Source organism: Promicromonospora sp. NPDC023805 (assembly GCF_040639635.1).
Taxonomy (GTDB): Bacteria; Actinomycetota; Actinomycetes; order Actinomycetales; family Cellulomonadaceae; genus Promicromonospora.
Genome location: NZ_JBFAAH010000015.1, coordinates 81,851 through 108,255 on the forward strand (window position 1 = coordinate 81,851; position 26,405 = coordinate 108,255).

The window sequence follows — 26,405 nt, forward strand, 5'->3', positions numbered from 1 at the left end:
CGCAGCCGTCAGTGGCCGTCAGGTCACAGGTTGACGGCGGTGCCTCCGATCGTCACGGCGAGGCGCCCGTCGGACGCGAAGGACCAGCTCAGGGAACCGGAGTACTGCGCGCACCGGGACCCGTTCGAGCCGGCGTACCACTGGTTGCCGCCCGCGTCGTTGCCGATGATCCGGTCGTTCGACCCACTGTTGCAGGACGTGTTGTTCCGGAACGTCGACGAGCCACCGTCGAAGTTGAAGTTGCGCTCCGTGCTGCCGATGCTCAGGTTGTTCTCGACCGTCAGCGAGCCGAGGTTCCGGTTGTAGCCGAACCCGTGCTTGCCGTTGTCGAAGGCGATGCTGCGCCGCACGACGTGGTTCACCGCGATGTCCTCGCCACCGAGCTTGTAGCCGTTGCGGTCGCCGTTGCCGGCCTGGCCGCCGTTGGACAGGGTCCCGTTCTCGTAGGAGAGCGAGTCCTCGATGGTGACCGCGCCGATCGCACCGGTGTCGGACTTCGTGTACAGGTCCCAGCCGTCGTCGATGTTGTTGTGGGACACGGTGTACCGGAAGACGTTGCCGGTGCCCACGGTGAGCTTCGGCGCGAACCCGTCGGCGTCCTCACCGTCGGAGTCGACGTTGTCGTGCGACTCCGAGGACACGATGAGGTTGTTCGCGGGCCAGTCGGCCCGGGGCGCTCCAGCGGTGTAGCGGGAGAGCTGGAGCCCTGAGTCACGGTTGTGCCGGGTGACGACCCGCTCGATGACGTTGTTGTCGCCGCCGAGGAGGATTCCGTTGTCGCCCGCACGCTCGACGACGAAACCGCGCAGGTGCCACCAGTCGCCGCCGATCGCGAGGCCACGGTTGGCCGGGTCCTCGCTCTGCGCCGAGAAGTTCAGCACCGGCCGCTCACCGGCGTACGCGAAGAGCTCGGTGCGGTTGCCCGACAGTCCGTTCTTGCCCGGCGGGATCGCGATCGTCTGCGAGTAGTTGTAGGTGCCGCCACGCAGGTAGATCGTGCCGCCGGCGGCGATCCGGGTGATCGCCGACGGGAGCGTCGTCGGGTTCGCCAGGGTCCCCGCGGCGCTGTCCGTGCCGCCGGGCGCCACGTACAGCGCGTCCCCGGTGGGCGGCGGCTCGGTGGTTCCCCCGGTCGGGGCCTCGACGTAGTCGATGTTCGCCAGGCCGCCCGAGTTGGTCGCGACGAGCCGGATCGTGTTGGCGCCCGCGACCAGTGTGGCCGGCAGGGACTTGGTGGACCAGGTGTTCCACGCGCCCGTCGGCTCGAACGAGACCGCCTGGACCCTTGTGCCGTTCACGACGAGGTCCGCGGTGCGGGCGGTGGTGCCGCCGTTGGCGAACCTGACCGCGAGGGTCGCGGCCCCTGCGACCCCGTTGCCGACGTTGACCTGCAGCGCCGCGCCGGACGCGTTGGTGGTGTTGCAGAATCCGCTGCCGGAGTAGCCGGAGTGGTTCGTGTCGATGGTGCCGCCGCAGGTCGCCGCGGACGACTCTGCCTCGAACCGCTCCACCGCGGCGACTGCCGAGGTCCCCATGGTCTTGGCCGCGGCGGCCGACGATCCCGCATAGGTCTCGAACTCGGCGATCCGGGGCGTGCCGGTCGAGCTGGTGATCTCGAAGTTGATCTTGGTCAGCGACGTCGCGGCGAAGTTGACGGCCTTGGCGCCGCTCCCGGTCGCCAGCACCGCGCCGTTGTCGTTGTTGACGATGCGCCACGAGCCGATGTTGCCGACCGCGCCGGAGGCCTCACGGATGTTGACGCTGGACACCGTCTTCGCGGAGGCCCACTTGATCGAGACACGTCCGGTCGAGCCAGAGGGTGACCAGTAGGTGGCGGTGTTCCCGTCGAGCACGTTGCCGAAGCTGGTGCCGCTGGCCTTGCTGGTGCCGTCGGCGCCCGCGCCCAGGCTCAGGTTGGTGCCGGTGGGTGGGTCCGTCGGCGGGTCCGTGGGCGGGTCGGTCGGGTCCGTGGGGTCGGTCGGGTTGGTCGGCGTGCAGCTGCCGTCCGAGACCCGGTTGCCCTTGTTCGCGCCCGCCGTCTGGCTCACGACCGACGGCACGCAGTTGGCGGCGTCCATCGGGTACGAGTACGGGATGCTGACCGAGGTGTTCGACGTCGGGTTCGGGCCCGCCGGGTTGTGCTCGCTGCTGCGGGCGGACCACGTCACGTTGTCGAAGATGTTGCCCGCGACCTGCCAGTAGCCGGCCTGGTCGGTGTAGAACGTGCCGAGGACGTCCTTGGAGTCCTCGAAGTAGTTGTTGTCGACCTTCGCCCTGCCCCCGGCCCGCGAGTTGATGCCGGACTCCACGATGCCCGTGTAGTGGTTGTTGTAGACGTGCGCGATGCCGCCACGCAGCAGCGGAACCCGGGAGTTCAGGTTCTGGTACAGGTTGTGGTGGTACGTGATGAAGCTGTTCGACACGTCGGTCTCGCTGGAGCCGACCAGCCCGCCGCGCTCGGAGTTGCGCATGATGCTGTAGGAGAGCGTCACGTACTTGGTGTCGTTCTTCATGTCGAAGAGGCCGTCGTAACCCTCGGCCTCACCGCCAGAGGCGATCAGGTTGACGTGGTCGACCCAGATGTTCCGGACGCCGCTCTCCATACCGATGGCGTCGCCGCCGTTGGACGTGGGCGAGCCGGACTTCTTGACGTTCTGGACCGTCACGTTCTGGATGATGATGTTGCTGGACTCACGGATGTGGATGCCGATCTGGTCGAAGACCGCGCCGCTCCCCACACCGATGATCGAGACGTTGCTGATCTGCTTGAGCTCGATCACGCCGGACGCGGTGCTGCACCCAGGACCCGACACCTGGCTCGTGTTTCCGTGGTTGATGGTGCCGGAGACCTCGATGTTGATCGGGGTGCTCTTGGTGGTGCGGTTGCACAGTGCCGTATGGAGCGCGGTCCCTGTGCTCACCCGCACGGTCTGCCCGCCGGCGCCGCCGGTGGTGCCGCCGTTCTGGGTGGCGAAGCCCGTTGCGCTACCCGTCGCTGCGGCCGCGTCCGGGGCCGACTGTGCGGTCACCCCGATCGTGACCGCGAGGGTCATCGCGGCCACCGCCGACAGGAGCTGCACTGCTCTTGGTCTTCTCATCGTCGTTGCCTCACGTTCGTCGTTGAAAGCGGGACGGTGCTGTGGTTCTTCGTGCGACGTGGAGTTCCGGAACGCGCCCGCCCCGACTCTGGAGCGATCCGCCGGGTGATACTGACCCCACGTGGGTAACCGGTTTCCCGGAGCCTAGTAACCGGTTTCTCAGATGGCAACCCCTTGAGGCGTGCGATCTGAGAATCACCTGGGATTCAGTGGTGAGGCGTCACGAGCCCGGAGTCACGAGGCCGCGCGCACCAGCCCGGGCATCACGAGCCAGCGCGGAGGAGCACCGACTCCCAGTGCCACGGCTCCGGCATCCGCCCGGCGGGCTCGGCCCAGTCCGGGTGGGTCCAGCCGTAGGTCTCGGAGTGCTGCTTGAGCCAGCTGTACTGCTCGGTGTCGAACGTCTGGACCCCGCCGCCGATGTCCACCGCGAGCCCCAGTCCGTGGCTGGAGCAACCGGGCGGCGCGGCGGTCGGCGACGCCGGGTCGTACAGGGCATCCTGCGACTCGTACGTGCGGTAGGACGAGTTGATCGTGAGGTGCTCGCCGAACGCCTGGCTGTACGCGGCGTCGAGGTCGACGAGATCCTGCAGCACGTCGGCGCGCACGAAGTGCGTGGGAGCCCACGGGATCGCCGCCAGCGCGGAGCTCGGCACCTTGCCGCTGTCCGGGTCCCACCTCTGGTCCGGCCAGGGACAGGTGATCGCGTCCTGCGCGTCGGTCAGCGACTGCGTGGCGAGCGTGAGAGCCGAGCGGTTCGTGCTCAGGTCGGCGGCGGCCCTCTCGAGCTCGCCCAGGTCCTCGCCGGCAAGGGTCTCGTTCGCGGCGGCGTCGACGGCAGCGAGCGTGTCGAGGGCGGCCTGCAGCTGCCCGCGGACGACGTCGTCGACGCCCATGCCCTTCGTCGCCGTGTAGACCTTCTCCGCGCGGGCCTGAGCGGTCGTCATGCCGTTGCGGGCGGCCGTGACCTGGCTGCGGGCGAACTCGACCATGGATGCCTCGACGGCGCCCGACGCGGCCTCGAGGGAGTCCCTGGCGTCACCGGTCCCGGTGACGAGCCGGGTGAGGACCGGTTCGGCCAGCACCGTCTCGGCCTCCGCGATCTGCGCGGAGAGGCCGTCGCGCGTCGTCTGCTCGGCGACCTTGCCGTCAGAGGTTGTCAGCAGCTGCTTCGCCGTGGCGTTCTGGGTGGCGAGGTCGGCGGTCTCCTCTGCGGCGTACCAGGCGAGGCCGCCGCCACCCATCGCAAGGACGACCACGAGCGTCACCACGATGACCGTCCGCATGCTCCGGCGACGGCGGATCTTCGCCTCCCGCCGCTCTCTCGCGGTCCCGCCGGGCTTCACGTCATGGGGATCGACATGAGGCATGGCGTTCGTCGAGGTCACGAAGCCAGAACTTACGTCACCGAACGCCTGCCGGTTGACCGACCAGCGGGTGAACTGTGGGCTGGACCGACGGAGCCGAGCGCCGCGGGATCAGCCTCGTTCGTGCGCCCGGTCCGCGGCACTACGGTGGAGGCATGGAGTTCCGATCGTGGTTCGGGCACGGCCCGCAGAAGGCCGTTCGCCGTACCGTCCGCTCGCACCGCACCGGCCCGTTGCTGGCGCGGGCGGCGCTGGTCACGTCCACCGGCGAGGCGTGGGCGTTCGCGACGCGCGCCGAGCTGCTCATGATCTCCGCGCCCGAGGCGGTGAGCGGTGAAAACGACGCCGAGTCGCGGGGCGCGCCGTCCGTCGTCGTGCAGCGCGAGTGGTCCGACGTCGACCGGGCGGCCTACGACACGGAGTCCAACGTCATCCAGGTGCACTGGGTCGACGGCGACGAGCCGACGCCGCTCCCCCTCGACGGCCGGCGCTCCGTGCTGCCCCAGGTGCTGCGTGAGCGGGTGCAGTGGTCGGTGGTCCTGGCGGAGCCGGTCAAGCTCCCGGGCGGGCGTTCCGCCCGCGTGGCGGTCCGACGTCGGGCGGACGGCGAGCTGTTCTCCCAGGTGATCGGCGGAGGCGACGTCGACCTGGCCGATCCCGGCACGGCCGGCGCGATCGACGCGGCCGAGGCCCGGGTGCGCAGCGCGGCGGGGCTACCTGCCTGAGCCTGCGTGCAGGGCGGCCGGGTCGCCGTCGGGCAGCTTCTTGCGCCGCCGGGACGCCCTGGGGACGGTAGCGCTCTCGAGCGGTACGGGACCGGGCGTCCCCATCCGGACCGACAGGAACGGCCGGTTCGACGGCACACCCTCCGAGGTCTCGAGGAGCCTCCGGGCCAGGACGAGAGCACCGTCCAGGGGCTCCCCCGCGGCGTCGACGATCTCGACGTCGGGGCGGACGTCGGTCACATGCGACATGACCAGGGCTCGCAGCTCGGGGACCTTGGCCATCAGCTTGCCCGTCGTCGCGACCCTTGGCTCGACCCCCGGGTGGCTGAGCGCCGCGCGCAGGGTGTCGGCAAGCCCACTCGCGGCTGCCGCGCGGATGGCGACGCTCGTGGGGTCGCCGGCCCGTGCCGCAGCCAGCACGCTTCGCGCGAACCCGGCAAGCAGGCTGAGCGCGTCCGGGCTGCTGTCGAGAGTGATCCCGTGCCGCTGGCGGCCGAAGTGCCGCTCGGAGGCCCGCAGCAGGACCTGCGAGGCGCCGTCCTCGCGTCCGTCGCGAGCCTTGTTCGCGGCCGTGAGCCCCTCGCGGCCGATCCATCCGCCGCTGCCCTGGTCCCCGACCAGGTAGCCCAGCCCGTCCGCGAGGTACCAGCGGGCGTACTCGTCGACGGCGACGCCGACCGCACCCGTGCCCACCACGAGCACGGCGCCGCCGCGCCCGCCGAGGGCTCCCAGGTGCGCCGTCACGGCGTCGGTCGAGACGGCGGTCCGTTCGGTGCCCAGGCTCTCGGCGAGAACGTCGTGGAGGGCGTACGGATCCAGGCGGCCGGCCCGGTCCATGGCCATCATCCCGCGGAGGCCGACGGCGGCCGCCGAGACCTGCGGTGCTCCGGCGCCGGCGTGTGCGGCGACGAGCTCACGCATCAGGTCCTGGCAGAGCCCGCGAACGACGTCGGGGGCGTCGGAGCGCCCGTCCACGACATGGAGCGGCGGACCTTCGACACGGATATGCGGCCGGCCGGGCCCAGGGCTCGCGGCGGCGCGCGAACCCGTTCCGCCGAGGTCCAGGCCGACTACCCAGGTGTCCTCAGGCGGAGGATCGGTCACCCTCTGGGTGTCAGCTGCCCGCACCCGAAGATGGTGGCACAACAGGGCCGCGAACGACATGGCAGATCCTCGATCTCGCCCGGGATCGGCGTGTTGTCCGGCATGTCGACGGGGCGGATCCGGGCGCCGACGCCGACGGGTCGCCGACCTGTGACAGAGCCCTCGGAAAACACGACAGGACTACCCGCCCAAACCTGTTAGAGTTTTCACCGGTCGCCCTCCCGGTGCACGGGACTGGGGCGGACGCATTCCCGCGTAGCTCAGCTGGCAGAGCATCCGACTGTTAATCGGACGGTCGTTGGTTCAAGTCCAACCGCGGGAGCATCTCAGAGGCCTCGAAGCCCCCAGTTCAACTGGGGGCTTCGGGGCCTCGCCCGTGCCGCCGTCAGGCTCGGTAAAGAGAGCGGCGCCGACTCGCGATCACACCGCCCGTGACTGCTCTACGGCCTAGGCGCGGATCAGCCAAGCGGATGGCGGAACGAAGTCCGCTTGAGGTTCCTTCGATGCTGGCTCGCCAACAACGATGAACGAGCACACGCGAGGTTCGCACCAGACCTACGTCCGCGGTGACCACCCGATGATCATCGAGTTCTCAGTCAGGCCTGTGACGACCAGGTGTGTGCGAAGCTGCCGCGCATGCTGCGACACTAACGCACACCTTCCGCATTGATCCGATCAAAACCGATATTGGTCGGTTCATCATGCCCGATCCTGCTACCCAAGTCGCAGGGAAGCCTGTGACCTGGCCATTCACAGGACCAGCTCCGGCGTGTACCGTCTGACTCACCCACACAGGATCCACTCAATCAAGAGTCCCTCACTCGCACCGAGTCACTAGAGGACACTGATGAAGGTTTTGCTTCTGGTTGGATCTGACCCCGCGACGCAGAAGTCGGCCGCGCGAATTGCCATCGAAGCAACTGCAGTGGACCAGCGAAACGTGATTGTGCTCGAGCCCATCGCGTTTCCGGTGACTGGAACTACATTCAATCGACGCTTGTCGGCGGCAAAGACGGCTTGGCGCGCGATGATCCAGAACATCGCGGAGGGTGCCGCGCCTCTCACGATTGTGCTGACAAACACACATCAAATCACCAGGGCTGGTCCGGAGTGCTTGGTTGGCACCGACGAACTGGTGGAATTATCCCGCACAGTTGCCGATTTGGCGGGAACTCTTGAAGTGGCCTTCCTGATGGACGACGTATATGCGTCGGTCGAAAACAGGTCGTCAAGCGGCATAGCAGAAGCGCTAATGCTCCGCCACCTTCAGCTTACCCATCTGCAGAAGTTTCACAGCCGGGTGACGGACACACATCGTGATGGGGCATCGCCGTTACTAGTAGCTCTGCGGTCAGGGACACCGATACTCGAATCCGCACTCTTGTCATCGACCAGATCGTCCGTCTACTTGTGTTACCCCATCAATGTGTTTCGCCGAGACCGGCAGCATCCGCTAGCCGGCGACCTCCTGGGATTTCGCAAATGGATGAGTGATCAGCGCGCAACGATCTACGATCCCTTGGCCATCGACGAGGAGTATCTGATATCAGGGCCGAAACCCGACGTAACTGAACGACTATTGATTGGCCCAAATAATCGTTTTCCTGAGGCCACTGAAAGGCCGCTCGTTGGCTCAGTGTTCGGGTTGCAGGGAAGCAACTCAGACCTCTCGATCGGCGATGACTCTTGGTCACATATCGCTCGCAGAGCCAAAGCCCAGGTTCCCGAGAGAGACTTTTTCTGGATCGATGCGTCTGATGCCGTAGTCTCCTGGCGTCCGTTTCTCGGAGGCATGCATCACGCAGGCGTACTTTCCGAACTCCAGTACGCCCTCCACGCAGGAAAGGAGATCATCGCATACTCCCCGCCCGAGGATGGCACCGAGCATCCTTCGCCTTTTGCCGCTATGATTCGGCCGATGTCCAGCTGGCATCAATTCATGGGACGCGTACGCGAGGTGACAACAATTAGCAGATCCTCTAGCGAGATTGACGATCAGAACATGCCAAAATATTGCGATCACACAAGTGTCGGCATCTTGATCTTCAACGAGCGCAACGAAATTCTCATGATCGACCGTGGCACCTTTCCGTTCGGAATCGCCCCACCTGCCGGGCACGTGGACCAGCATGGCTCTTACGAGCAGGCGGCGATAGAGGAAGCCAAGGAGGAAGTTGGGCTCGACATTCACGACGTTGAACTCGTGAGCGAAGGCCGTGTCGAGAATAGATGCCGACGAATAAACGGGTCATGGCACTACTGGAAGGTCTACCGCGCTTACGCAAACGGTGCCTTGACCCTCTCTCCCCGTGAGACCAAGGGCGCAGAGTGGTGCAACGTCGAGCGACTGAAGGAACTCGGTGCGCTTGAGGCCGGAGACGGATCCCCGGAGAAGATCGAGTCCGTCTGGCGTTACTGGCTCAGTCGCGTCTGGCTAAGCACCATCGAGGAGCGCTGATGCTCCCTAGCAGCTTGGTGGATGCCGCACGCGAAGGCTCTCTAGTTCCTCTAATTGGATCAGGACTCTCTGTCGAATCCGGCATGGCCAGCTGGGATCGGGTGGTTGACGTCCTGCGCAGTCACATAACGGTTGGGGACTCTGCGGGGAGCGTGCCGCTCGACCTGCTCGAAACTCCTGATGCCGTCACGAGGTACGTTCCGCGGGCCAAATTCGATCGGATAATACGAGAAGCCTACGGGGATCATTACTCTCCAACCCTGCAGCACCGCCTTATCGCCAAACTCCCCTTTAGAACCATTCTGACGACCAATTTCGACACACTGATCGAGCGATCTCTGCGAGAACACGGGAACATCGCTTCAGTGATATCAGAAGCTCAAGAAGTTCGCAATTGGCGCGAGGGCGAGGCATCGCAGGTCGTTAAGTTCCACGGCACCGTTGATCGACCCGATACATTAGTCTTTGGCGAGAAGGCTTACGCAGAATTGTATCAATCTAATGGATTGATGATGAGTTTGCTTCGAACAATCCTGGCCACGCGACCCGTTCTTTTTCTAGGATTCGGGATGCGTGACGCCTTCGTCAAGTCTCTCGTTAATCACGTCAACCACGAATCGGGGGCGGCCGCACATCGATCACACTACATACTCGTTCAGGACGACGGTATTCGAACGCGACACTACGAGGATCTGGGATTGATTCCGATCGTCGCGACGGTTTCTCCTGACGACCGATGGGGCGTGACGGCATTCCTTGAGGAACTCGCTCAGTCAGCAATGCTAGAAGCCGTCGACAGGGTCAGTAGGACACGACTACTTGTTCGGGAGACCGAACGCCTGCGCGACTATCTAGGTCCTGAACGCCGACTGCGTGTTCGGGCAGCACTGGGTCCGTTCACCGTGCCATACAAGAGCGACATAGACATCTTCGGCGACCCTGAGGTTGAGGCAATGGAGGCACAGCTGCGCGACGTGACCGTTGATTTCCTCGAGCGTGACGGCGGCAGCATCGATCTGCTCTGCAATCCGATCGAGGATTTGACACATGCAATGGGAAAAGGGTACACGCGCGCCGCTTATCGATTACGAATCGCGACATTTGCTAGTTTCGTGGAGCGTTTCCCTGGAAAAATTCGGGTCGCAATGTCAGAAAGGGCGTCCGATGCCAACGAATGGATCGCGGCTGATCGGGCACTGATTTCTAGCACGAAGGGCGCCTCGCGAGACGGGCGTCTCTACTCCTACGGCCGCGTCGACCTCAACGCCGGGCTGGTACGTCAGTCCATTCGTAGATTCGATTCCGATTTCGCCGCGATGAATGAGGCCTCCGGCGGCAATTCGGCATTTCTAGAGCGGGTGAGAGCCCTGCTTCTTGAGGGTTAGAGCGAGAAAGAAATTCGCCGCCTGCAATCTAGGTCCCTAGTAGCCATGGCGTGGCCCGAGCATGGCTTCAGCTGCGGACTGCGCGACCCACGGACGTCACCGCGCCAATACTCGTCTCGTACTAAACCAACTGAACACATGTCAGTACCGGCTATCCGCCGACCGTCGCCGTGCGCATCGCTCCGTGCAGGTCCGCACTGCTGGTCACCACATCGTGCTGACGACCGGGCGCTGCCTCGCGGGCGCTCAGCCCGTGGCCGTGGAACTGCCGGTCGACGACGTCTGGATGGCCGCGAGCAACGGCGCGGTCACTGCGCACTTGGTGGACGACCCCTGTCAGGTTGCCGATCAGCAGACCTCGACGCCAACGTCGCCATGCAATTGCGGTCTCAGCCTCCCCGGGATAGCCACCACGACCGAGATTGTCGGTAGCTCCTACAGCAAGAACGTTCCATGCCCAGCCAAGGAGATCAACGAAGCCCAGCGCAGCGCCCATGTCGGGGCCGTCCAGCCGCCACACCTGGCTCTACACGGTCCATGCTGGTCGGTGGGCAGCCTCGCGCGAGTCAGCGCACGCAACACGTCACATCGGGTCTCAACCGGTTGACAGCGAACTTACCCGGACGGTCGTTGGTTCAAGTCCAATCGGGGGAGCCGAACGAGGCCCTGAACCCCCTTCTTAATGTGGGGATTCAGGGCCTCGTCGTTTTCGCCGTCGCCGCGACCTGGAGGCTGGCCCGCCCCGGCAACGCGCCCGGCCGATGCGCTAGCGTGCGTCCCTGATGTCCAGCTCAGGAAGATTGACCTCGACCGCCGTGCGCGACGACCTCGGGTTACGGCCCCACGTCGAGGCTCTGGCGCACCTCCTCACGGCACGCACGGCACCGCCGTCGTACGCCGTGGCCGTCCTGGGCGAGTGGGGCGGCGGTAAGTCCGCGTTCCTGCGGCGCCTGCAGACGCAGATCGAGGCACGGGCCGTCTCGGGCGACCCGGAGTCCGTCGCGTCGGTGCGGGTCGTCCGGTGGAACGCCTGGGCACACGGTGAGAGCTCCGTTCTGGTCGGGATCGTCGCGAAGGTCGTCGCCGCGCTGCCCGGCGAGGACGTGAGAGGACGCCGTCGCGGGCCGCTCGACGCCCGGCGACGGGCCCGACAGCGCACCGTGACGACGAACCGAGCCGAGCGCATGCGTGCGCGGGCCGTCCGGCTCGGGCACGAGATCGGGACCGCCAAGGACGCAAGCTCTCTCGTCGCCGCCCTGCACCAGGCCCGGGTGCTCCTCCTGCTGCCGTGGGCGCTGCTGCGCAGCGGGTGGCGCCAGGCACTGCCGCTCGTCGTCGTGCTCGTGGTCGCCGGACTGGTCGTCGGCGGGCTGGCGCTCCTGCCCGTCGTCGCACCCGACGTCGCAGCCTGGCTCGCGGAGTCAGGCACCTGGGTCAGCGGGTTGCTCGCCTCGTCGGGCGTCGTGGCGGCGCTGACGGCGGTCATCGCCGGCTACCGCAGCCGTGTGGCCGAGCTGGACCCGACGCGTACCGGGGTGGTCGGCACGCTGTCGCAGCTCGTCCTCGCGACCTTCGACCAGGAGAGGACCAAGGCGGAGACGCGCCTCGCCGAGCTCGACGCCGACGACGCCATCGACGGCCTGTCCACCCTCCTGCACGGCGACGACCACCAGGGCCGCCTGGAGCGCGCCCATGGGTTCGTCGGGAACCTGCGGGACGACCTCGGGACCTTCGCCGACCAGCTCGCCCAGGCCGAGGAGTACCTGCGACGCCCTGGTGACACCGACGCCGACGGCCGGGTCGAGCGGATCGTGCTCCACATCGACGACCTCGACCGGTGCCCGCCCGACCGGGTCGTCGACGTGCTGCAGGCCGTCACGCTGCTGCTGTCGACGAGCCTGTTCGTCATCGTGGTGGCCGCCGATCCACGGACCCTGCGGCACGCCCTCGAACAGGACGCTGCGGCTGCTACGCACCTGGAGGGCCGAGCGGCCGGGGCGCTCGACCACCTCGACACCCTCTTCCAGGTGCCCTACGCGCTCCCCCGCCTCGTGCCCCCGGTCAGCGGCCGCTACCTCCTGCGGACCGCCGCCGACCAGGGTCTCCTACCGCATGACCTGGCCCTTGACCCGGGCGACGACGCCGTGTCCGTGCGGCCGGCTTCAGGCACCCTGAGCGCCCAGGAGGCGGGGCTCCTTGCGCTGGTCTGCGAGGCCGTGACCACGCCGCGGGCGGCGAAGAAGCTGCTCACGCTGTACCAGCTGGTCCGGTACGCGACCGGGCCCGACGACGACCTGCGGCCCGCCGCCCTCCTGCTGGCCCTGCTCGTGGGCGCGCCGGAGCAGACCTCGCAGCTTCTCCGCGAGCTCGACGACCACGCCGACGCGGTACACCTCGCCGCGGTGATCGAGACCTTGAGCGGCAGGCACACGACCGCGGACCACGAGCGGTGCGCCGCGTGCGCGGCCTGGCGTCGGATGCGTGACGTCACGGAGCGCGCGGTCGCAGCAGGGGTGCCCGCCGAGGTGGGCAGCCACCGGGTCTGGGCGCGGGAGGTGGCGCGGTTCAGCTTCCACCTGACGGAGCGGCACTGACCTGGTGCTGGCAGTAGGCGATCGTCGCATCGTCCGCCGTCACCGCGAGGCGCGCCTCCGCGTCTCGGACGCGACGGAGGATCTCGGCAGGTCCGCTCGATGCCAGGACGGCCATGACCTGAGGCCAGTCGGCTATCGCGAACTGGTCCACGATGCGGCTCGCTCCGTTGCTGAGCAGAGCGGCCCCCGTCAGCTCGGTCGCGCGACAGCTTCCGGTGACGGCCTCGTCCGCCGCCCGCGGGTCGTCCTTGGCCACCCAGAAGCCGCCCGGCCGGTTCCGGTTGGCCCGCAGGTCCCGGAGCAGCCGTTGGTGCTCGTCGCTGCCCGCGACCGCGGCTTCGATCGCGGGCTCGTACGAGCGGCTGATGACCACTTCCCGGCGATCGGTGACGACGAGCGGCTCGGCGTCAGCCCTTTCAAGCGCGACGACCGCATCACCAAGCACCAGGTACTCGACGAGACCGCCGGAGAAGCGCAGGACGGCCACCGCCGCCGACGGGCTGATGGGGTCGGCGACCTCGCAGGTTTCCCGGTGAGCGTCCGTCACCTGCGTGATGGCGTCGGCAAGCAGTACGGGCAGGCTGCGGTCCGGCCCAGATGCCAGGAGGCCGAGGAGACTGCTCCCCAGACGGCTGGCGTACCAGGCGACACCATGCTGGCAGATCGACTCGGTGCCAGGGATGCCGGCACCGTCGACCAGTACCGCTGCGGTCGGTAGGGCGCCGACGAAGTCCTCGTTGACACGGCCCGCCCAGGCCGGAGCGCCCGTCATCGTCACCTGCATGTCTGACCTGCTCCTCCCACCGACCAAGGCCTGAGTGGTTCCGCACTAAGGTCAGGCCCGTGGAACGTCGATTTCGAGCCTACTGGCCCGACGAGGACGAGTGGCACTGGCTCGAGCTCGACACCGAGGGCTATGCCGCTCGCCATGTCGTCATCCGTGCTGACGAGCCGATTGTCGCCGCCCGCCTGGACGAAGTGATCGCACTCCGGGACGGGGCCGGTTTGCTCGGCGTCCAGCTCTACGAGGCTGTCTACGGCGTACTTGCAGAAGGCGTCGTGGAGGCTCCACCTGGGGCGATCCCAGTCGGGGCCGACGAGTTCGACCGGGTCTACCGCAGGGCGGTCAGCCATCGGAACTTCGCCCAGCCGACGACCGGCCCATTCCCTCACGGGTCCCTGATCAACGGGACGTTCGGACTCAATCCCTGGCCCTCTGGCGTCACTGGCACCTACGTCGACATCGGGCATGACCCGGTCCACGGCTTCGTGGACGCCACGTGGTTCTTCCGGAACCAGGTGTCCTGGCCGGAGCCTGGCGTCGAGGCTCAGTTCCGGGTCGTCGACATCCGCCCCCAAACACTTCAGCTCCGGCTCGAACCGAGTAGCACCAGGCACGCCGGATCGGCATGGCCGCAGCGTTACGACTGGCCGAAGCAGGGCTCCGGGCACTAGAGGCCGTCGAACGACCAGGCGGTCGAACATCACGACTCGTATGCGCCACCGGCCCCACGGCGGAACCTCGTCGCGAGGCGATCGAACGCCGCCGCGAGCTCGTCTCCCTCGAGCACCTCGATGTCGACGTCAAACTGCGCGATCCACAGCGCGAGCCCGTCCGGGTCGTCGGCGCCCAGCACTACACGGCACGTGGACTCGTCGACCACCTCGATGTCGACCGGGATCTGTATCTTCGCGGCGACCTGAGCGGCGGGGGCGTGCACGAGGATCCGGGCACGGTACTTCCAGGACCCCTTGCTGACACGTCCGACGACGTACTCGACGACCTTGCCCTCCGGGATCACACGCGGCGCGAACCGCGCACCTGTCGGTGCGCGGAGAGCCATGCGGTCGACCCGGAAGACCCGCCAGTCGTCACGGTCGAGATCCCAGGCGAGCAGGTACCAGAGCGGCCCCCAGCTCACCAGCCGTTGCGGTTCGGTGTGGCGCGCCGTTTCGCTGGCCCCGGGCTTCGTGTACCCGAACCGGAGCCGTTCGTGGCCGCGGATCGCGGCAGCGACCCCGCCGAGCACCGGGAGATCGAGCGGCGGTTCCGCCCCTGGAACGGCGCTCGTCGCCTCGCGTACCGCCTCGACGCGACGGCGCAGGCGCGAGGGCAGCACCTGCTCCAGCTTCGCGAGCGCGGTGAGCGATGTCTCCTCGACGCCGATCCCTCGGGTCGCGACCGCACCGAGCCCGACGGCGACGGCCACCGCCTCGTCGTCGTCGAGCAGCAGCGGGGGCATCGCCGTCCCGGCGACCAGCCGGTACCCACCCGCGACGCCGGGACGCGCGTCCACGGGGTAGCCGAGCGACCGCAGCTTGCCGATGTCGGCGCGCACGGTCCGCGTACTCACGTCGAGCCGACCGGCGAGCTCGGAGCTCGTCCAGTCGCGCTTGAGCTGGAGCAACGACAAGAGCTCGAGCAGGCGGGCCGAGGTCTCCAACATGCTCTCGATCATTTCAGCAATTGCGGAAGCTAACCTGCCGCATTTGCCGGGAGCGTGGATGTCATGAACGAGAACAAGACACTCACACCGTTCCGCATCGACGTCCCGCAGGCCGACGTCGACGACCTGCGCAGCCGTCTGGCACGCACTCGCTGGCCGCTCCCCGTGCCGGGCCGGGACGACCGAACGGACTTCAGCCGCGGCATCCCCCAGGCCTACCTCAACGAGCTCGCCGAGTACTGGCGCGACGGTTTCGACTGGCGCGCGCAGGAGGCTGCGCTGAACGAGTACGAGCAGTTCACGACGGTCGTCGACGGGCAGACGTTCCACGTCGTGCACGTGCGTTCGGCCAACCCCGAGGCGACCCCGCTCATCCTGAGCCACGGCTGGCCGGGCTCGTTCGTCGAGTACCAGCGCCTCATCCCGCTGCTGACCGACGAGTTCCACGTCGTCATTCCGTCGCTGCCCGGCTTCGGCTTCTCGACGCCGCTGTCCGGGACCGGCTGGGAGCTGGCGCGCACCACCGATGCGTACGCCGAGATCATGACGCGACTCGGCTACGAGCGGTTCGCGGCACACGGCACCGACATCGGCTCAGGCATCACCGGCCGGCTCGCTGCCATCTACCCGGAGCGCGTTATCGGCACGCACGTCGGTGCCGACGGCCGATTGCTCGGGTTCGTCGGCGACAAGTTCCCCTACCCCGAGGGCCTGTCCGACGACGAGATCGCCCAGGTCGAAGCAGCGCGCAGCGAAGTCGCGGCCGACCGTGGGTACCTCGAGATGCAGAACCACCGCCCCGACACGATCGGCGTTGCCCTCACCGACTCGCCGGTCGGTCAGCTCGCGTGGATCGCCGAGAAGTTCAGGACCAGGACCAGCAGCGGATACAGGACGCCGGACGAGTCGGTCGACCGTGACCAGCTCCTCACGAACGTCAGCCTCTACTGGTTCACGCGTGCCGGAGCGTCGAGCGCGCAGTTCTACTACGAGGGCGAGCACGCGGGGCTCGGCTGGGCCATGGCCGCCGACGTGCCATCCGGGTGGGCCGTGTTCGACGCCCACCCCCTAGTGCGCCGCACGATCGACCCGCGGAAGGCGATGAGCCACTGGACCGACTTCGCCGAGGGCGGCCACTTCCCGGCAATGGAGGAGCCGAAGCTGCTCGCTGACGACATCCGCGCCTTCTTCCGCGGTATTTCCTGACTCGGCGTCAGGGTTGGCCGCGCCACCAAGACGACTGAGCTCGCAGAGCTCAGCCGCGAGGTGCCCGCATGAGTTGGCGGGTTCGACCTGCTTCACGCCTACCTCTTGACGGAGGCGAGCACGGCACGGACCATGGCCGGGCAGGTTCATTTCTTTCTAGAAAGGTTTCCCCGCCATGCGTGCACACCTCATCGGCAAGGACCCTGAGTCACCGGACAAGAACTCGCCCACCCTGTTCGCCACAGACCGGACCGACCGCAAGACCTTCCTCGTCCAGGGTTGGAAGGTCACCGATCGAAGCGCTCTGGCTGACGTCGGGACCATTCCCGACCATGAGGACATCGTCGAGGTGCCGGTCGACATCCTGGAGATGTACCTGGCTCATAAGGAGCAGGGGGAAGAGTCCTGAGCGCGCTGACACCGATCGGCCCCGCATGGGAGGCGCTGTTCGACTCGTTCGAGCACACCGCCTACCGGCTCGAGGTCCGCGAGCGTTACAACTCCCGGCTCGACGACCTCGAGGTCTTTGTGCGCGAGGGCCGCATCGATCCCGCGACGCTTGAGGGTTGGCTGAGCGAGGTCCGCACAGCCACGAGGCAGGGACGCACCTTCAAACGTGTCCGAGTGGTCGACGTCCCGCTAAGTGACTACTCCCGGTTCAGTCTCTGGCTGGCGACATACAACAATGAGGCGGGCGAGGACATCCGTTACCTCGCTCGTCCGGACGCAGACAGGCTTGGGCTGCCGACGTTCGACTACTGGATGTTCGACTCCCGTACGGTTGCCAAGATGGTCTTTGATGACCAGGACACTCTCCTGGGCTTCGAGCTGATCGAGGATCCGGCCATGGTGGTCGACATGAACCACGCGCGCGATGTGGCTTGGCATCACGCCGTCAAGAGAGATGACTTTGCCGCGAAACACTTCGACGAACGCTGATATCCGAGAGGCGCGCAACGAGTTGGGTGCGCGCCTTCGGGACCTGCGGCGAGCCGCTGGCCTAACCGGCCAGCGGCTCGCTGATCTTTTGTCGTGGGTACCGTCGAAGGTCTCCAAGATCGAGCACGGCCGGCAGTCTCCGACAGTCGACGACATCCGTGTCTGGTGCCGTGCGGTCAGCGACGAGACTGCGATGGAAGGTCTCCTGGCAGACCTCAACACCATCGAGACCCGCTACCAAGAGTGGCAGCGGATCATGCGTGGCGGTCTCGGACAGGTGCAGTCGGCGGTCACGAGACGCGAGCAGGAGACACGCATCTTCCGTGGCTACCAGTCGCTGATCGTGCCAGGGCTGTTCCAGACGCCGGAGTACGCGCGTGGGCTGCTTGAACAGTCCGGCCGGGTATGGACTCAGGGCGAGGGCGTAGAAGAGGCAGTGACGGCGAGGATGCGCCGGCAGGAGATCCTGTACGACCCGTCCAAGAAGTTCCGCATAGTCCTGACCGAGGCGGTCCTCCTGTATGCGATCTGCGCCCCAGAGGCGATGCTCGCGCAACTTGACCGGCTCATGTCGCTGTCGATGCTCTCCAACGTGCGGCTCGGAATCATCCCGTTCGAGCGAAGGACGGCGCTCGCGCCGGAGCACAGCTTTTGGGTCTACGACGACGATCTCGTCCTGGTCGAGACAGTCTCCGCGCAGCTCAACCTCCAGCAGCAGCAGGAGATCGAGCTCCATACGAAGGTGTTCGAGTCGATGGCGCTGGACGCCGATTATGACCAGAAGGCACGGGCTGTCCTTCAACGAGCGAGCAAGCAGATCGCAGCCCGGATCACAGCGGAGAAAGGTTGAGAAAGAACGTCGCGCGAATCAGCTGTTGTCCATAATCTCCAACGCATGACCTCGACAGCGCCCCAGCGGATCGCCCGGCCGATGGACGGCTTCAGCCCCCTCCTCATCGCGTGCGACATCGATGGGACCTTGCTTCGCACGGGACGTCCGGTCAGCGCCGAGGTGCAGGACGCCGCCGCGGCAGTCACCGCCGCAGGGCACCACCTCGTCCTGGCGACCGGCCGATCCCTCACCGGAGCCCTACCCGTGGCCGAACAGCTCGGCCTGGAGGACACCTGGATCGTGAGCTCCAACGGAGCCGTGACCGCACGTGTCACGAACGGCACCGTCGAGATCGTCGAACGGCACGACATCGACGCCGAGTCCGCCGTCCGCCTCGCCGTCGCAGCAGCACCCGGCGTCCGGATCTCCGCCGAGATCGTCGGCGTCGGGTACCGCATCAACATCCCGTTCCCCGACGGAGAGCTGAACGGCACCCAGTACGACGTGCTGGACCTCGAAGGACTCTGGGCCACCCCGACACCCCGCCTGGCTCTCCACCAACCGGAGATCTACCGCATCGCGCCCGCGCTGCGCGCGCTCGGCTTCACCGCGATGTCGACCCGATCCGACTGGATCGATGTGACCGCCCGAGGTATCTCCAAGGCCACCGCGCTGGAGAAGGTGCGTACCGAGCTGGGGATCGAAGCCCACGCCACCGTCGCGATCGGCGACGGCGAGAACGACATCGAGATGCTGGACTGGGCAACAGCGGGGTTCGCCATGGCCCACGCACTAGTGCCCGTGCTGGCCGCCGCCGACCACATCACCGGCACCATCGACGACGACGGGGCCGCCACCGCGCTCCGCTCATTGCTCGCCTGACACCGTAGACGCGATCCGATGTGCCGATGGTCTCAACATGCGGGTCGACGAAGACAGCCGATGAGCACCGCAGATGCCTACACCCCGTTCAACGACGAGCTCGACGAGATCATCAACGCCACACCCCAGCGTGCTGCTGCGGTCGCCGAGATCCGTGCCGAGATGAACGACGCAGACCCGCGCCGCGGAGCACGAAACACCGGCAGCCTGAACTGACCCCGGACGGCTCGCAACCACTCAGGGCATCCGACTGTTAATCGGACGGTCGTTGGTTCAAGTCGAACCGCGAGAGCTAGAACGAGGCCCTCAATCCCACTCTGACGTGGGGATTCGGGCCTCGCCGTTTCCGCCGCCCAAGAGCCGCAGCCAGCACTCCCCCGCACTTAGGCTCAGAGCATGGACCATGAGCCGATGCGGCGTGTCGCCGAGTTCCGCGAGGCATTCGACGGTGAGACCAGCGCCGAACGCCCCGAGGTGGCGGAGCACCGACGGACGTTGCTGGCCGAAGAAGCGAGTGAGGCTGCCGAGGCACTCACCGACCTCGCGAAGGCGCTGCAAGACGGAGATGACCCGGTCGCCGCGTACTGGGCAGTAGCCAAGGAGCTGGCCGATGTCCTCTACGTCACCTACGGCGCCGCGGACGCACTGGGGATCGACCTGCCGGCCGTCTTCGCCGAGGTCCACCGGTCCAACATGAGCAAGGTCGACGCCGACGGCCAGGTCCTGCGCCGGGCCGACGGCAAGGTGCTCAAGGGCCCCGACTACCGGCCGCCGGTCCTGGACGGCCTCGTCGAACGGCCGTCGACCGTCGGATCGTAGGCACCTCGTGCACAACCACGAACCTGTCGACTACCACTGCCCGTTCTGCGACTTCCCGGCCGAGCGGGAGGCCGAGGTGGTCTACCGAGACGAGCGGGTCTTCGCGATCATCGCCCCTCGCTGGTGGCCGCGGAACGCGGGCCACCTGCTGATCATCCCCGTCGCCCATCACGAGAACCTGTACGACCTCCCGGCTGCCGACGGTCACGCGATCTTTGACGCCACCCAGATGCTCGCCCGGGTGATGCGCCGCGTCTACGACTGCGAAGGTGTCTCCACCCGCCAGCACAACGAGCCGGACGGCAACCAGGATGTCTGGCACTTTCACCAGCATCTCTTTCCCCGTTATCCCGGCGACGACCTCTACGGCACGCTCCCGCAGCCTGACTGGCTTTCTGTCGACCACCGCCGCGCCTATGCGGAACGGCTGCGCGCCGCGCTCGACTGAGCGAGGTATCGCTGGGGTGGACCGGCCCGCGCAGCACCGGATACAGAAGCACCAGCGCCCGCGTTTCACCCACAAGACTCCTGGTCACGGCATACGAAGGCCACGACGATGTCAGGCATGACTGAAACGACGGAGAGCGTGCAGAAGCGGACGACGGCCAAAAAGTCCGCCGGTCCGATCACCGCAGGTCTGGGAGGACTGATCCTGGGAGCCGGGCTCTTCTCGATCGGCACCGCGAATGGCGCGCCAGTGGCCGCCATCATCGGGATCACCGCTTTCCTGATCGGCCTCGTCGCTCTGCTGGATGGCGTGTACAAGCTTGTCGGGAACATCGACAGCGCAACCCAGGCACTCCTGGAACGGCGTCCCTGACGGGCTTCGGAGCACAGCCAGCCGGATTTCGTGGCATCCCGCGCTGCACGCTGGATAGGTTGCTCCGATGAGGCCGCCTGCGTACTGGACGACGCGTCCCGCTCAAGTCCCGGACCGCAGCACGCTGGCGTCCTTCGACCGGCTGCTGGAGCAGGCCCTCGCGAAGGGCCCCGACGAGCCCATCGACTACCAGCTCGAGGCGCCAAGATGGCAGTTCCTCTGCCATGTCGCAGACCACGGCGGACTCGTGCTGCATGGCTCTGGCAACCCGACGATCAGTCGCTTCGAACCTCGGCAGCCGGACGACAACACCGAGTTCGGCAACCGGCGCGCGGTCTTCGCCGCCGGTGACGGGCTCTGGCCGATGTACTACGCGATCCTGGACCGGGACCGCTACCCGATGTCGTTGCTCAACGGCTGCGCCCGCTTCGCCGACGGCGGCGAAGAGCTCAGCGAGCCGCACTACTACTTCTCCATCAGCGCGCAGGCGCGGGAGCAGCGGCCCTGGCGCCCCGGCACGGTCTACCTGCTGCCAGACCGCACCTTCGAGCTGCAGCCGCCACTGCAGCTCGGCGACGTCTCGGTGCAGCTGGCTCAGTGGGCAAGCCCCGCACCGGTGACCCCCGTCGCCAAGCTGACCGTGCGGCCGGAGGACTTCCCGTTCCTGAACGAGATCCGCGGCCATGACGACGAGCAGATCTGGGCCCGTGCCGCCGCGGACCCGGATGGCTTCCCCTGGCACGAAGAGACGTGACGCACGCGTCGCGACGCACCTCGTCCTACCGGAGCGGGAACCCACGTTTCACCCCCATGACTCCTGGTCAGGGCAAACGAAGGCCACGACGATGTCAGGCATGACTGAAGCGACGGAGAGCGTGCAGAAGCGGACGACGGCCAACAAGTCCGCCGGCCCGATAACCGCAGGCCTGGGAGGACTGATCCTGGGGACCGGGCTCTTCTCGATCGGCACCGCGAACGCTGCGGCCGCCATCATCGGGATCATCGCTTTCCTGGTCGGCCTCGTCCTTCTGCTGGATGGCGTGTACAAGCTTGTCGGGAACATCGACAGCGCAACCCAGGCCCTCCTGGAACGACGCCCGTGACGCCCGTGACGCCCGTGACGCCTGACAGGCTTCGGAGAGCCGCGCGCCGTCAGTAGCCCACGGCGAGCGCCTGCATGAGCCGGCCCGGGTCCTCGGCGGCGGGGAGGTCGCTCACCTGTCCGTCACCAACCTCGATCACGCGCCACACCCCGTCGGACCGCAGCGCGAGGTCCGTGGTGACGAACGGGGCGCCCAGCGCACGTACGCTCGCGCCGACGGCGTCGCGCACTGCAGGCGGAACGTCCACAGTGGTACCGGCGGGCGCGTCAGGGTGCGGAGCGATCAGCACCGCCGATCCCCTAACCCACCAGATCCGCGCTTCCAAGGTGCGCCCGTCGACGTCCTGCATGAACTGCTCGAAGGCACGGGCGACGATTCCGCCGGCCAGGTCGTCCCCCTGCAGCTCGACCATCCTCCGGATCACGCGGGTGGCGGCCGTGACGTCGGCAAGGTCAGGCACGAAGCAAGCCTCCTGCCATTCGTGCTTGCGGGACTTCACGTAGTCCTTCACGACGCCCGGGCCGCCGCCCAGTGCCTCGGTCAGCGCTCCGACGTCCGCGCTCGTCGGCATGCGGCCCGCCTCCCACGGCGACCAGGCGCTCGCGGGAGTCAGGTCCGCGAATGTGCCGTACCAGCCGGGCAGCTCGTGCGCGGCCCGGTACGCGGTGGAGTCGGTGACCATCCGGACTCCGCGGGTACCCAGCTCGGTGTCGAGCCGTGAGTACGCGGCGATGGGCATCATCCAGCCGCGGTACCAGGCGACCTGTTCGCCGCCGGACGCCGGAATCCGACGCACTGCCGCCCGGAGGTCACCGGCGAGGAGCGCGTCATGATCCACCACCGCGACTTCCATGCCTGCCTGCCGTGCGGCTTCTGCCTCGCGCATGAAGTGCTCATCGGGCACCCGCGGCGCGAGGGGATCGGACGGGACCAGGAGCAGAGGCGAGGCCATGCGGGGACGGTACCCGCCTCCGCAGCCCCCGCACCGCACCAATATCCGCATGCAAATCGATTAGATTCACCTGAGGTCTTGACCTGCACGGTGCGCGCGCTATCTTGATCCGGACATTGTATCGATTCAGGTTGATCCAGTCTCCAATGGTCAGCAACGAGGCGACCACTTTTCTGCAGGGCTCAAGGCCGGGGGGCGACGCCGCTCCGATCCGGCGAGCCATCCCAACCGAAGGAGCACGCCTTGCCCTCTTCTTCCTATCGGCGCAGGAACCCTCTGCGATGGATCGCTGCCGCTCTCGGCGCGGCCCTCGTCGTGACGGTCCTGCCCGGACTAGCGCCCACGGCCGCCGCGGCCGTCATCCCAGGCAACTGGTACACGATCTCCAGCCAGCACTCCGGGCTCGCGGTCGGCATCGCGGGCAGCTCGACGACGAACGGTGCCCAGGCACAGCTGTTGACCCGCACCGACGCGACCAACCAGCAGTTCCGGTTCGTCGACGCCGGGAGCGGGTACTACCGCATCGAGGCCCGGCACAGCGGCCAGGTGCTCGACGTCAGCGCGAGGAGCACCGCTAACGGCGCCGACATCGTCCAGTGGCCGAACACCGGCGGCACCAACCAGCAGTGGCAGGTCCTCGAGCAGTCCGACGGCTCCTACGAGATCGTCAACCGCAACTCCGGCAAGGCCCTCGACAACTGGGAGGGTGCGACCGCTTCCGGCAGCCGCGTCTCGCAGTACACCCGGAGCGGCGCGGCCGTGCAGCGCTGGCGGCTGAACCCGATCGGTGCCGCTCAGGCCGGCAACGGCTCGGTCACCGACTCGAACCTCCAGTACTACGGCCGCTGGAGGACCGACGGCGCCTGGCGCACCATGGGCTGGGCCGGCGGCTACGTCGAGGCGGCCTTCACCGGCTCCTCGATCGGCGTCCGGCTGCGCAACACCATCGACGTGTACTACTCGGTCGACGGCGCACCCGAGCAGTGGCACCGCAACGTGACGGGCAACCTGACCATCGCATCGGGTCTCAGCGGTGGCACACACACCGTCCGCATCGGATTCCGCGAACGGGCCGGGTCGTACACCGGTGACCCGACGTTCGGCGGCTTCATCCTCGCCTCGGGCGGCGGGACGACGTCGATCGCCCGCCCGGCGAACTTCATCGAGTTCGTCGGCGACTCGATCACCGTCGGCCAGCCCAACGGCAACCGACCCTTCACCGCCTATCCCTATCTGGTCGGCGAGGACCTCAACGCCGGTCACAGCCAGGTCGCCAACGGCGGCGTCTGCCTGGTCGCCGCCGCGGACGGCTGCTACGGGATGGTGAACGGGTTCCGCCGCTCACACATCGGGGCGACCAGCGACGACTGGAACTTCTCGACGTACCGGGCCACAGCCGTCGTCATCAACCTGGGCACCAACGACGGCGGGCACAGCGTCTCCACCGTCGAGTTCAACCAGAACTACGTGGTGCTGCTGGAGCGCGTCCGTCAGGCCTACCCGAACGCCCACATCTTCGCGATGGGAGTCTTCAGGGGCCGGTACGTGACCGAGACGCGGAACGCCGTCCAGACGCGCGTCAACGCCGGGGACACCCGGGTCCACTTCGTCGACACGACCGGTTGGGTCGACCCGGCGACCGACACCAGCGACAACGTCCACCCGACCGATGCCGGGCACCGGAAGATCGCCAACCGGCTGATCCCGATCATCGACCAGTACATCTAGCCCAAGCGCGACTCCTCCTGGTGGGCCTCTGCGACGACGCCGGGGCCCACCACCCACCCACCTGGAGCACAGATGCACAATTCCGAATCCTCCGGCCTGCTCGGGGCCGGACTCACCCGTCGGTCGCTGTTCGGTCTCGCGGCCGGAGCCGCGGCGGCCGCCGGCGGCCTCCTCACCGCTGCCCCGGCGTATGCCGCGTTCACCCCCGGCGCCTGGTACGTCCTGCAGTCCCGCCTCTCCGGCCTGGTCTTCCAGATCGAAGGCGGGTCGACGGCGAACGGCGCGAAGCTCGTGCAGGGCACCCGCACCAACGCGACCAACCAGCAGTTCCGCTTCGTCGACGCCGGTGGCGGCTACTACAAGATCCAGGCCCGCCACTCGAACCTGCTGCTCGACGTCTACGCCAAGAGCACCGCGAACGGCGCCGACATCGTCCAGTGGAGCGACAGCGGCACCACGAACCAGCACTGGCAGATCCTCGACGACGGCACCTACCTGCGCTTCGTCAACCGCAACTCCGGCAAGGCCCTCGATCTGTGGGAACGGTCCACCACCCCTGGGACCCGCATCTCGCAGTACGACAACAACGGCGGCACCAACCAGCAGTGGCGGCCCCTCCCGGTGACCGCGACCGGGGACGGGACGCCGACGATCTACATCGCCTCGGACTCGACGGCCCAGACCTACAACACCTCGCTCCGGCCGCAGATGGGCTGGGGCCAGAAGCTCGCGAACTACTTCGACACGAACACGACGGTGGCCAACCACGCCATCGGCGGGCGCTCGTCGCGCTCGTTCATCGAGCAGGGGCGGCTGGACACGATCCTGGCCGCCATCCAGCCGGGCGACTACCTGTTCGTCCAGTTCGGGCACAACGACGCCAGCTCCGGCAACCCCGAGCGGTACACGTCGCCCACCGACTACAAGCGGTACCTGCGCGACAACTACATGGCCGGAGCGACCGCACGCGGTGCCACACCGGTCCTGCTCACCCCGGTCTCACGGCGCGACTACGACGCGAACGGCCAGTTCCGGGTCTCGTTCCCCGACTACGTCAACAGGGTGCACGAGCTGGTCAGCGAGACCGGCGTCGCGATGATCGACCTGTCGGCGCGCTCGCGGGCGTACCTCAACTCGATCGGTCCCGAGGCCGCCAAGGGCGTGTTCCTTCACACGAACCCGGGCCAGTACCCGGCCTTCCCTGACGGGGTCGCCGACAACACGCACTTCCAGGAGAACGGTGCCAACCAGATGGCGCGCATCGTCTCCGAAGGTGCGGCAGCACTCTCCCTGCCCATCGCGGGCCACGTGCGATAGCGGTCCGGCATAGCGGTAGGGCAGAGAGCGGCCCTGGGTCCCCTTCCGTACCGGGGACCCAGGGCCTTGTCGTCCCGCGTCGGCAAGACTGGACCCATGCCGACGACGAGCGCGGGTCTCCTGCCCTACCGACGACTGCCCGGCGGCGGGCTCGAGGTCCTGCTCGGCCATATGGGCGGGCCGTTCTGGGCACGCAAGGACGCGGGCGCGTGGACCCTGCTCAAGGGCGAGCTCGAACCCGACGAGGAGCCCCACGCGGCGGCGCTGCGCGAGGCGAGCGAGGAGCTGGGGATGGCCCTGCCGCCGCCGTCGGTCCCCGACATCGAGCTCGGCGAGGTCCGGCAGCGCTCGGGCAAGAAGGTCCTCGCCTGGGCGCGCGAATGGCCGGCGGACGGACCGGACCTCGGGCAGATCGCGAGCAACACCGTGGAGATCGAGTGGCCTCCGCGGTCGGGGCGGTGCATCGAGGTCCCCGAGATCGACCGCGTCGCCTGGCTCGCGCCCGACGACGCACGACGTCTTGCGGTCAGCGCGCAGGCCACGTTCGTCGACCGGCTGGAGGAGGCACTCGCGTCTCCTGGGGATATCTGACGGTTCCCCCAGGGCGAGTGTCGGTGGTCCGAGGCAGC

25 protein-coding genes and 1 tRNA gene are annotated in these 26,405 nt (G+C 67.4%); 20 read left to right on the forward strand and 6 right to left on the reverse strand.

Annotated elements, in window-relative coordinates; all coding sequences use genetic code 11:
• Positions 1-23 precede the first annotated feature (23 nt).
• Positions 24-3,098: a carbohydrate-binding protein gene (locus AB0F70_RS16130; RefSeq protein WP_357449867.1), complete on the reverse strand. Its 3,075-nt coding sequence runs from the start codon at positions 3,096-3,098 to the stop codon at positions 24-26.
• 263 nt (positions 3,099-3,361) lie between these two features.
• On the reverse strand, positions 3,362-4,486 hold the full coding sequence (locus AB0F70_RS16135) for a M15 family metallopeptidase (protein WP_357449870.1): 1,125 nt from the start codon (positions 4,484-4,486) through the stop codon (positions 3,362-3,364).
• A gap of 134 nt (positions 4,487-4,620) precedes the next feature.
• On the opposite strand from AB0F70_RS16135, the gene AB0F70_RS16140 reads away from it, so the two are divergent.
• Positions 4,621-5,190 (forward strand): hypothetical protein, encoded by a 570-nt coding sequence (locus tag AB0F70_RS16140; protein WP_357449873.1) that lies wholly within the window; start codon positions 4,621-4,623, stop codon positions 5,188-5,190.
• Here the strand turns inward: AB0F70_RS16140 and AB0F70_RS16145 are convergent.
• A complete protein-coding gene (locus AB0F70_RS16145; protein ID WP_357449875.1) occupies positions 5,179-6,294 on the reverse strand; it encodes a BadF/BadG/BcrA/BcrD ATPase family protein in 1,116 nt (371 codons plus the stop codon). The two genes, AB0F70_RS16140 and AB0F70_RS16145, sit on opposite strands and share 12 nt — an antisense overlap.
• 249 nt (positions 6,295-6,543) lie before the next feature.
• Between AB0F70_RS16145 and AB0F70_RS16150 the strand changes: the two genes are divergently transcribed.
• From AB0F70_RS16150 to AB0F70_RS16165, 4 genes are all read left to right on the forward strand, one after another.
• Positions 6,544-6,616, forward strand: a tRNA-Asn gene (locus tag AB0F70_RS16150).
• 525 nt (positions 6,617-7,141) lie between these two features.
• A complete protein-coding gene (locus tag AB0F70_RS16155) occupies positions 7,142-8,752 on the forward strand; it encodes an NUDIX hydrolase (protein ID WP_357449878.1) in 1,611 nt (536 codons plus the stop codon).
• Positions 8,752-10,137, forward strand: a complete 1,386-nt coding sequence (locus tag AB0F70_RS16160) for an SIR2 family protein (RefSeq protein ID WP_357449881.1) — start codon at positions 8,752-8,754, stop codon at positions 10,135-10,137. The genes AB0F70_RS16155 and AB0F70_RS16160 overlap by 1 nt, the downstream gene beginning before the upstream one ends.
• Before the next feature lie 800 nt (positions 10,138-10,937).
• The gene (locus AB0F70_RS16165) at positions 10,938-12,731 is read left to right on the forward strand and encodes a P-loop NTPase fold protein (protein ID WP_357449884.1); all 1,794 of its coding nucleotides are present in this window, start codon (positions 10,938-10,940) and stop codon (positions 12,729-12,731) included.
• Here the strand turns inward: AB0F70_RS16165 and AB0F70_RS16170 are convergent.
• Positions 12,703-13,515: a hypothetical protein gene (locus AB0F70_RS16170; RefSeq protein ID WP_357449887.1), complete on the reverse strand. Its 813-nt coding sequence runs from the start codon at positions 13,513-13,515 to the stop codon at positions 12,703-12,705. The genes AB0F70_RS16165 and AB0F70_RS16170 overlap by 29 nt on opposite strands.
• Before the next feature lie 59 nt (positions 13,516-13,574).
• Here AB0F70_RS16170 and AB0F70_RS16175 point away from each other — a divergent pair, with 59 nt between their 5' ends.
• Complete coding sequence (locus tag AB0F70_RS16175) at positions 13,575-14,186, forward strand: hypothetical protein (RefSeq protein ID WP_357449891.1); 612 nt, start codon at positions 13,575-13,577, stop codon at positions 14,184-14,186.
• Positions 14,187-14,215: 29 nt separating this feature from the next.
• Here the strand turns inward: AB0F70_RS16175 and AB0F70_RS16180 are convergent, their stop codons facing one another.
• Complete coding sequence (locus tag AB0F70_RS16180; RefSeq protein ID WP_357449894.1) at positions 14,216-15,178, reverse strand: WYL domain-containing protein; 963 nt, start codon at positions 15,176-15,178, stop codon at positions 14,216-14,218.
• A 63-nt stretch (positions 15,179-15,241) separates the two neighbouring features.
• Between AB0F70_RS16180 and AB0F70_RS16185 the strand changes: the two genes are divergently transcribed.
• From AB0F70_RS16185 to AB0F70_RS16235, 11 genes are all read left to right on the forward strand, one after another.
• Positions 15,242-16,384 (forward strand): epoxide hydrolase, encoded by a 1,143-nt coding sequence (locus AB0F70_RS16185; RefSeq protein WP_357449897.1) that lies wholly within the window; start codon positions 15,242-15,244, stop codon positions 16,382-16,384.
• A 175-nt stretch (positions 16,385-16,559) separates the two neighbouring features.
• Entirely contained in the window at positions 16,560-16,793 is a 234-nt protein-coding gene (locus tag AB0F70_RS16190; protein ID WP_357449900.1) for a hypothetical protein, read from the forward strand.
• Between the two features lie 35 nt (positions 16,794-16,828).
• A complete protein-coding gene (locus AB0F70_RS16195) occupies positions 16,829-17,323 on the forward strand; it encodes a DUF6879 family protein (protein ID WP_357450082.1) in 495 nt (164 codons plus the stop codon).
• The gene (locus AB0F70_RS16200; protein WP_357449903.1) at positions 17,289-18,173 is read left to right on the forward strand and encodes a helix-turn-helix transcriptional regulator; all 885 of its coding nucleotides are present in this window, start codon (positions 17,289-17,291) and stop codon (positions 18,171-18,173) included. Before AB0F70_RS16195 ends, AB0F70_RS16200 begins: the two co-directional genes overlap by 35 nt.
• Positions 18,174-18,218: 45 nt before the next feature.
• Positions 18,219-19,037 carry an HAD family hydrolase gene (locus AB0F70_RS16205; RefSeq protein WP_357449907.1) on the forward strand — a complete coding sequence of 273 codons (819 nt, stop codon included), beginning with the start codon at positions 18,219-18,221 and terminating at the stop codon, positions 19,035-19,037.
• A 60-nt stretch (positions 19,038-19,097) separates the two neighbouring features.
• Positions 19,098-19,253, forward strand: coding sequence for a hypothetical protein (locus tag AB0F70_RS16210; protein WP_357449910.1), 156 nt, complete (start codon positions 19,098-19,100; stop codon positions 19,251-19,253).
• 180 nt (positions 19,254-19,433) lie between these two features.
• Complete coding sequence (locus AB0F70_RS16215) at positions 19,434-19,856, forward strand: hypothetical protein (RefSeq protein ID WP_357449913.1); 423 nt, start codon at positions 19,434-19,436, stop codon at positions 19,854-19,856.
• A gap of 7 nt (positions 19,857-19,863) precedes the next feature.
• Positions 19,864-20,304, forward strand: a complete 441-nt coding sequence (locus tag AB0F70_RS16220; protein WP_357449916.1) for an HIT family protein — start codon at positions 19,864-19,866, stop codon at positions 20,302-20,304.
• Between the two features lie 117 nt (positions 20,305-20,421).
• Entirely contained in the window at positions 20,422-20,676 is a 255-nt protein-coding gene (locus tag AB0F70_RS16225) for a hypothetical protein (protein ID WP_357449919.1), read from the forward strand.
• Between the two features lie 67 nt (positions 20,677-20,743).
• A complete protein-coding gene (locus AB0F70_RS16230; protein ID WP_357449922.1) occupies positions 20,744-21,430 on the forward strand; it encodes a hypothetical protein in 687 nt (228 codons plus the stop codon).
• Between the two features lie 100 nt (positions 21,431-21,530).
• The gene (locus AB0F70_RS16235; RefSeq protein WP_357449925.1) at positions 21,531-21,779 is read left to right on the forward strand and encodes a hypothetical protein; all 249 of its coding nucleotides are present in this window, start codon (positions 21,531-21,533) and stop codon (positions 21,777-21,779) included.
• 49 nt (positions 21,780-21,828) lie between these two features.
• Here AB0F70_RS16235 and AB0F70_RS16240 read toward each other — a convergent pair whose 3' ends face one another.
• A complete protein-coding gene (locus tag AB0F70_RS16240) occupies positions 21,829-22,731 on the reverse strand; it encodes an ATP-grasp domain-containing protein (RefSeq protein WP_357449927.1) in 903 nt (300 codons plus the stop codon).
• A gap of 243 nt (positions 22,732-22,974) precedes the next feature.
• Here AB0F70_RS16240 and AB0F70_RS16245 point away from each other — a divergent pair, with 243 nt between their 5' ends.
• From AB0F70_RS16245 to AB0F70_RS16255, 3 genes are all read left to right on the forward strand, one after another.
• Positions 22,975-24,459, forward strand: a complete 1,485-nt coding sequence (locus AB0F70_RS16245; protein WP_357449930.1) for an RICIN domain-containing protein — start codon at positions 22,975-22,977, stop codon at positions 24,457-24,459.
• Between the two features lie 72 nt (positions 24,460-24,531).
• Entirely contained in the window at positions 24,532-25,776 is a 1,245-nt protein-coding gene (locus AB0F70_RS16250) for an RICIN domain-containing protein (RefSeq protein WP_357449933.1), read from the forward strand.
• A 96-nt stretch (positions 25,777-25,872) separates the two neighbouring features.
• On the forward strand, positions 25,873-26,367 hold the full coding sequence (locus tag AB0F70_RS16255) for an NUDIX domain-containing protein (RefSeq protein ID WP_357449936.1): 495 nt from the start codon (positions 25,873-25,875) through the stop codon (positions 26,365-26,367).
• Positions 26,368-26,405 lie beyond the last annotated feature (38 nt).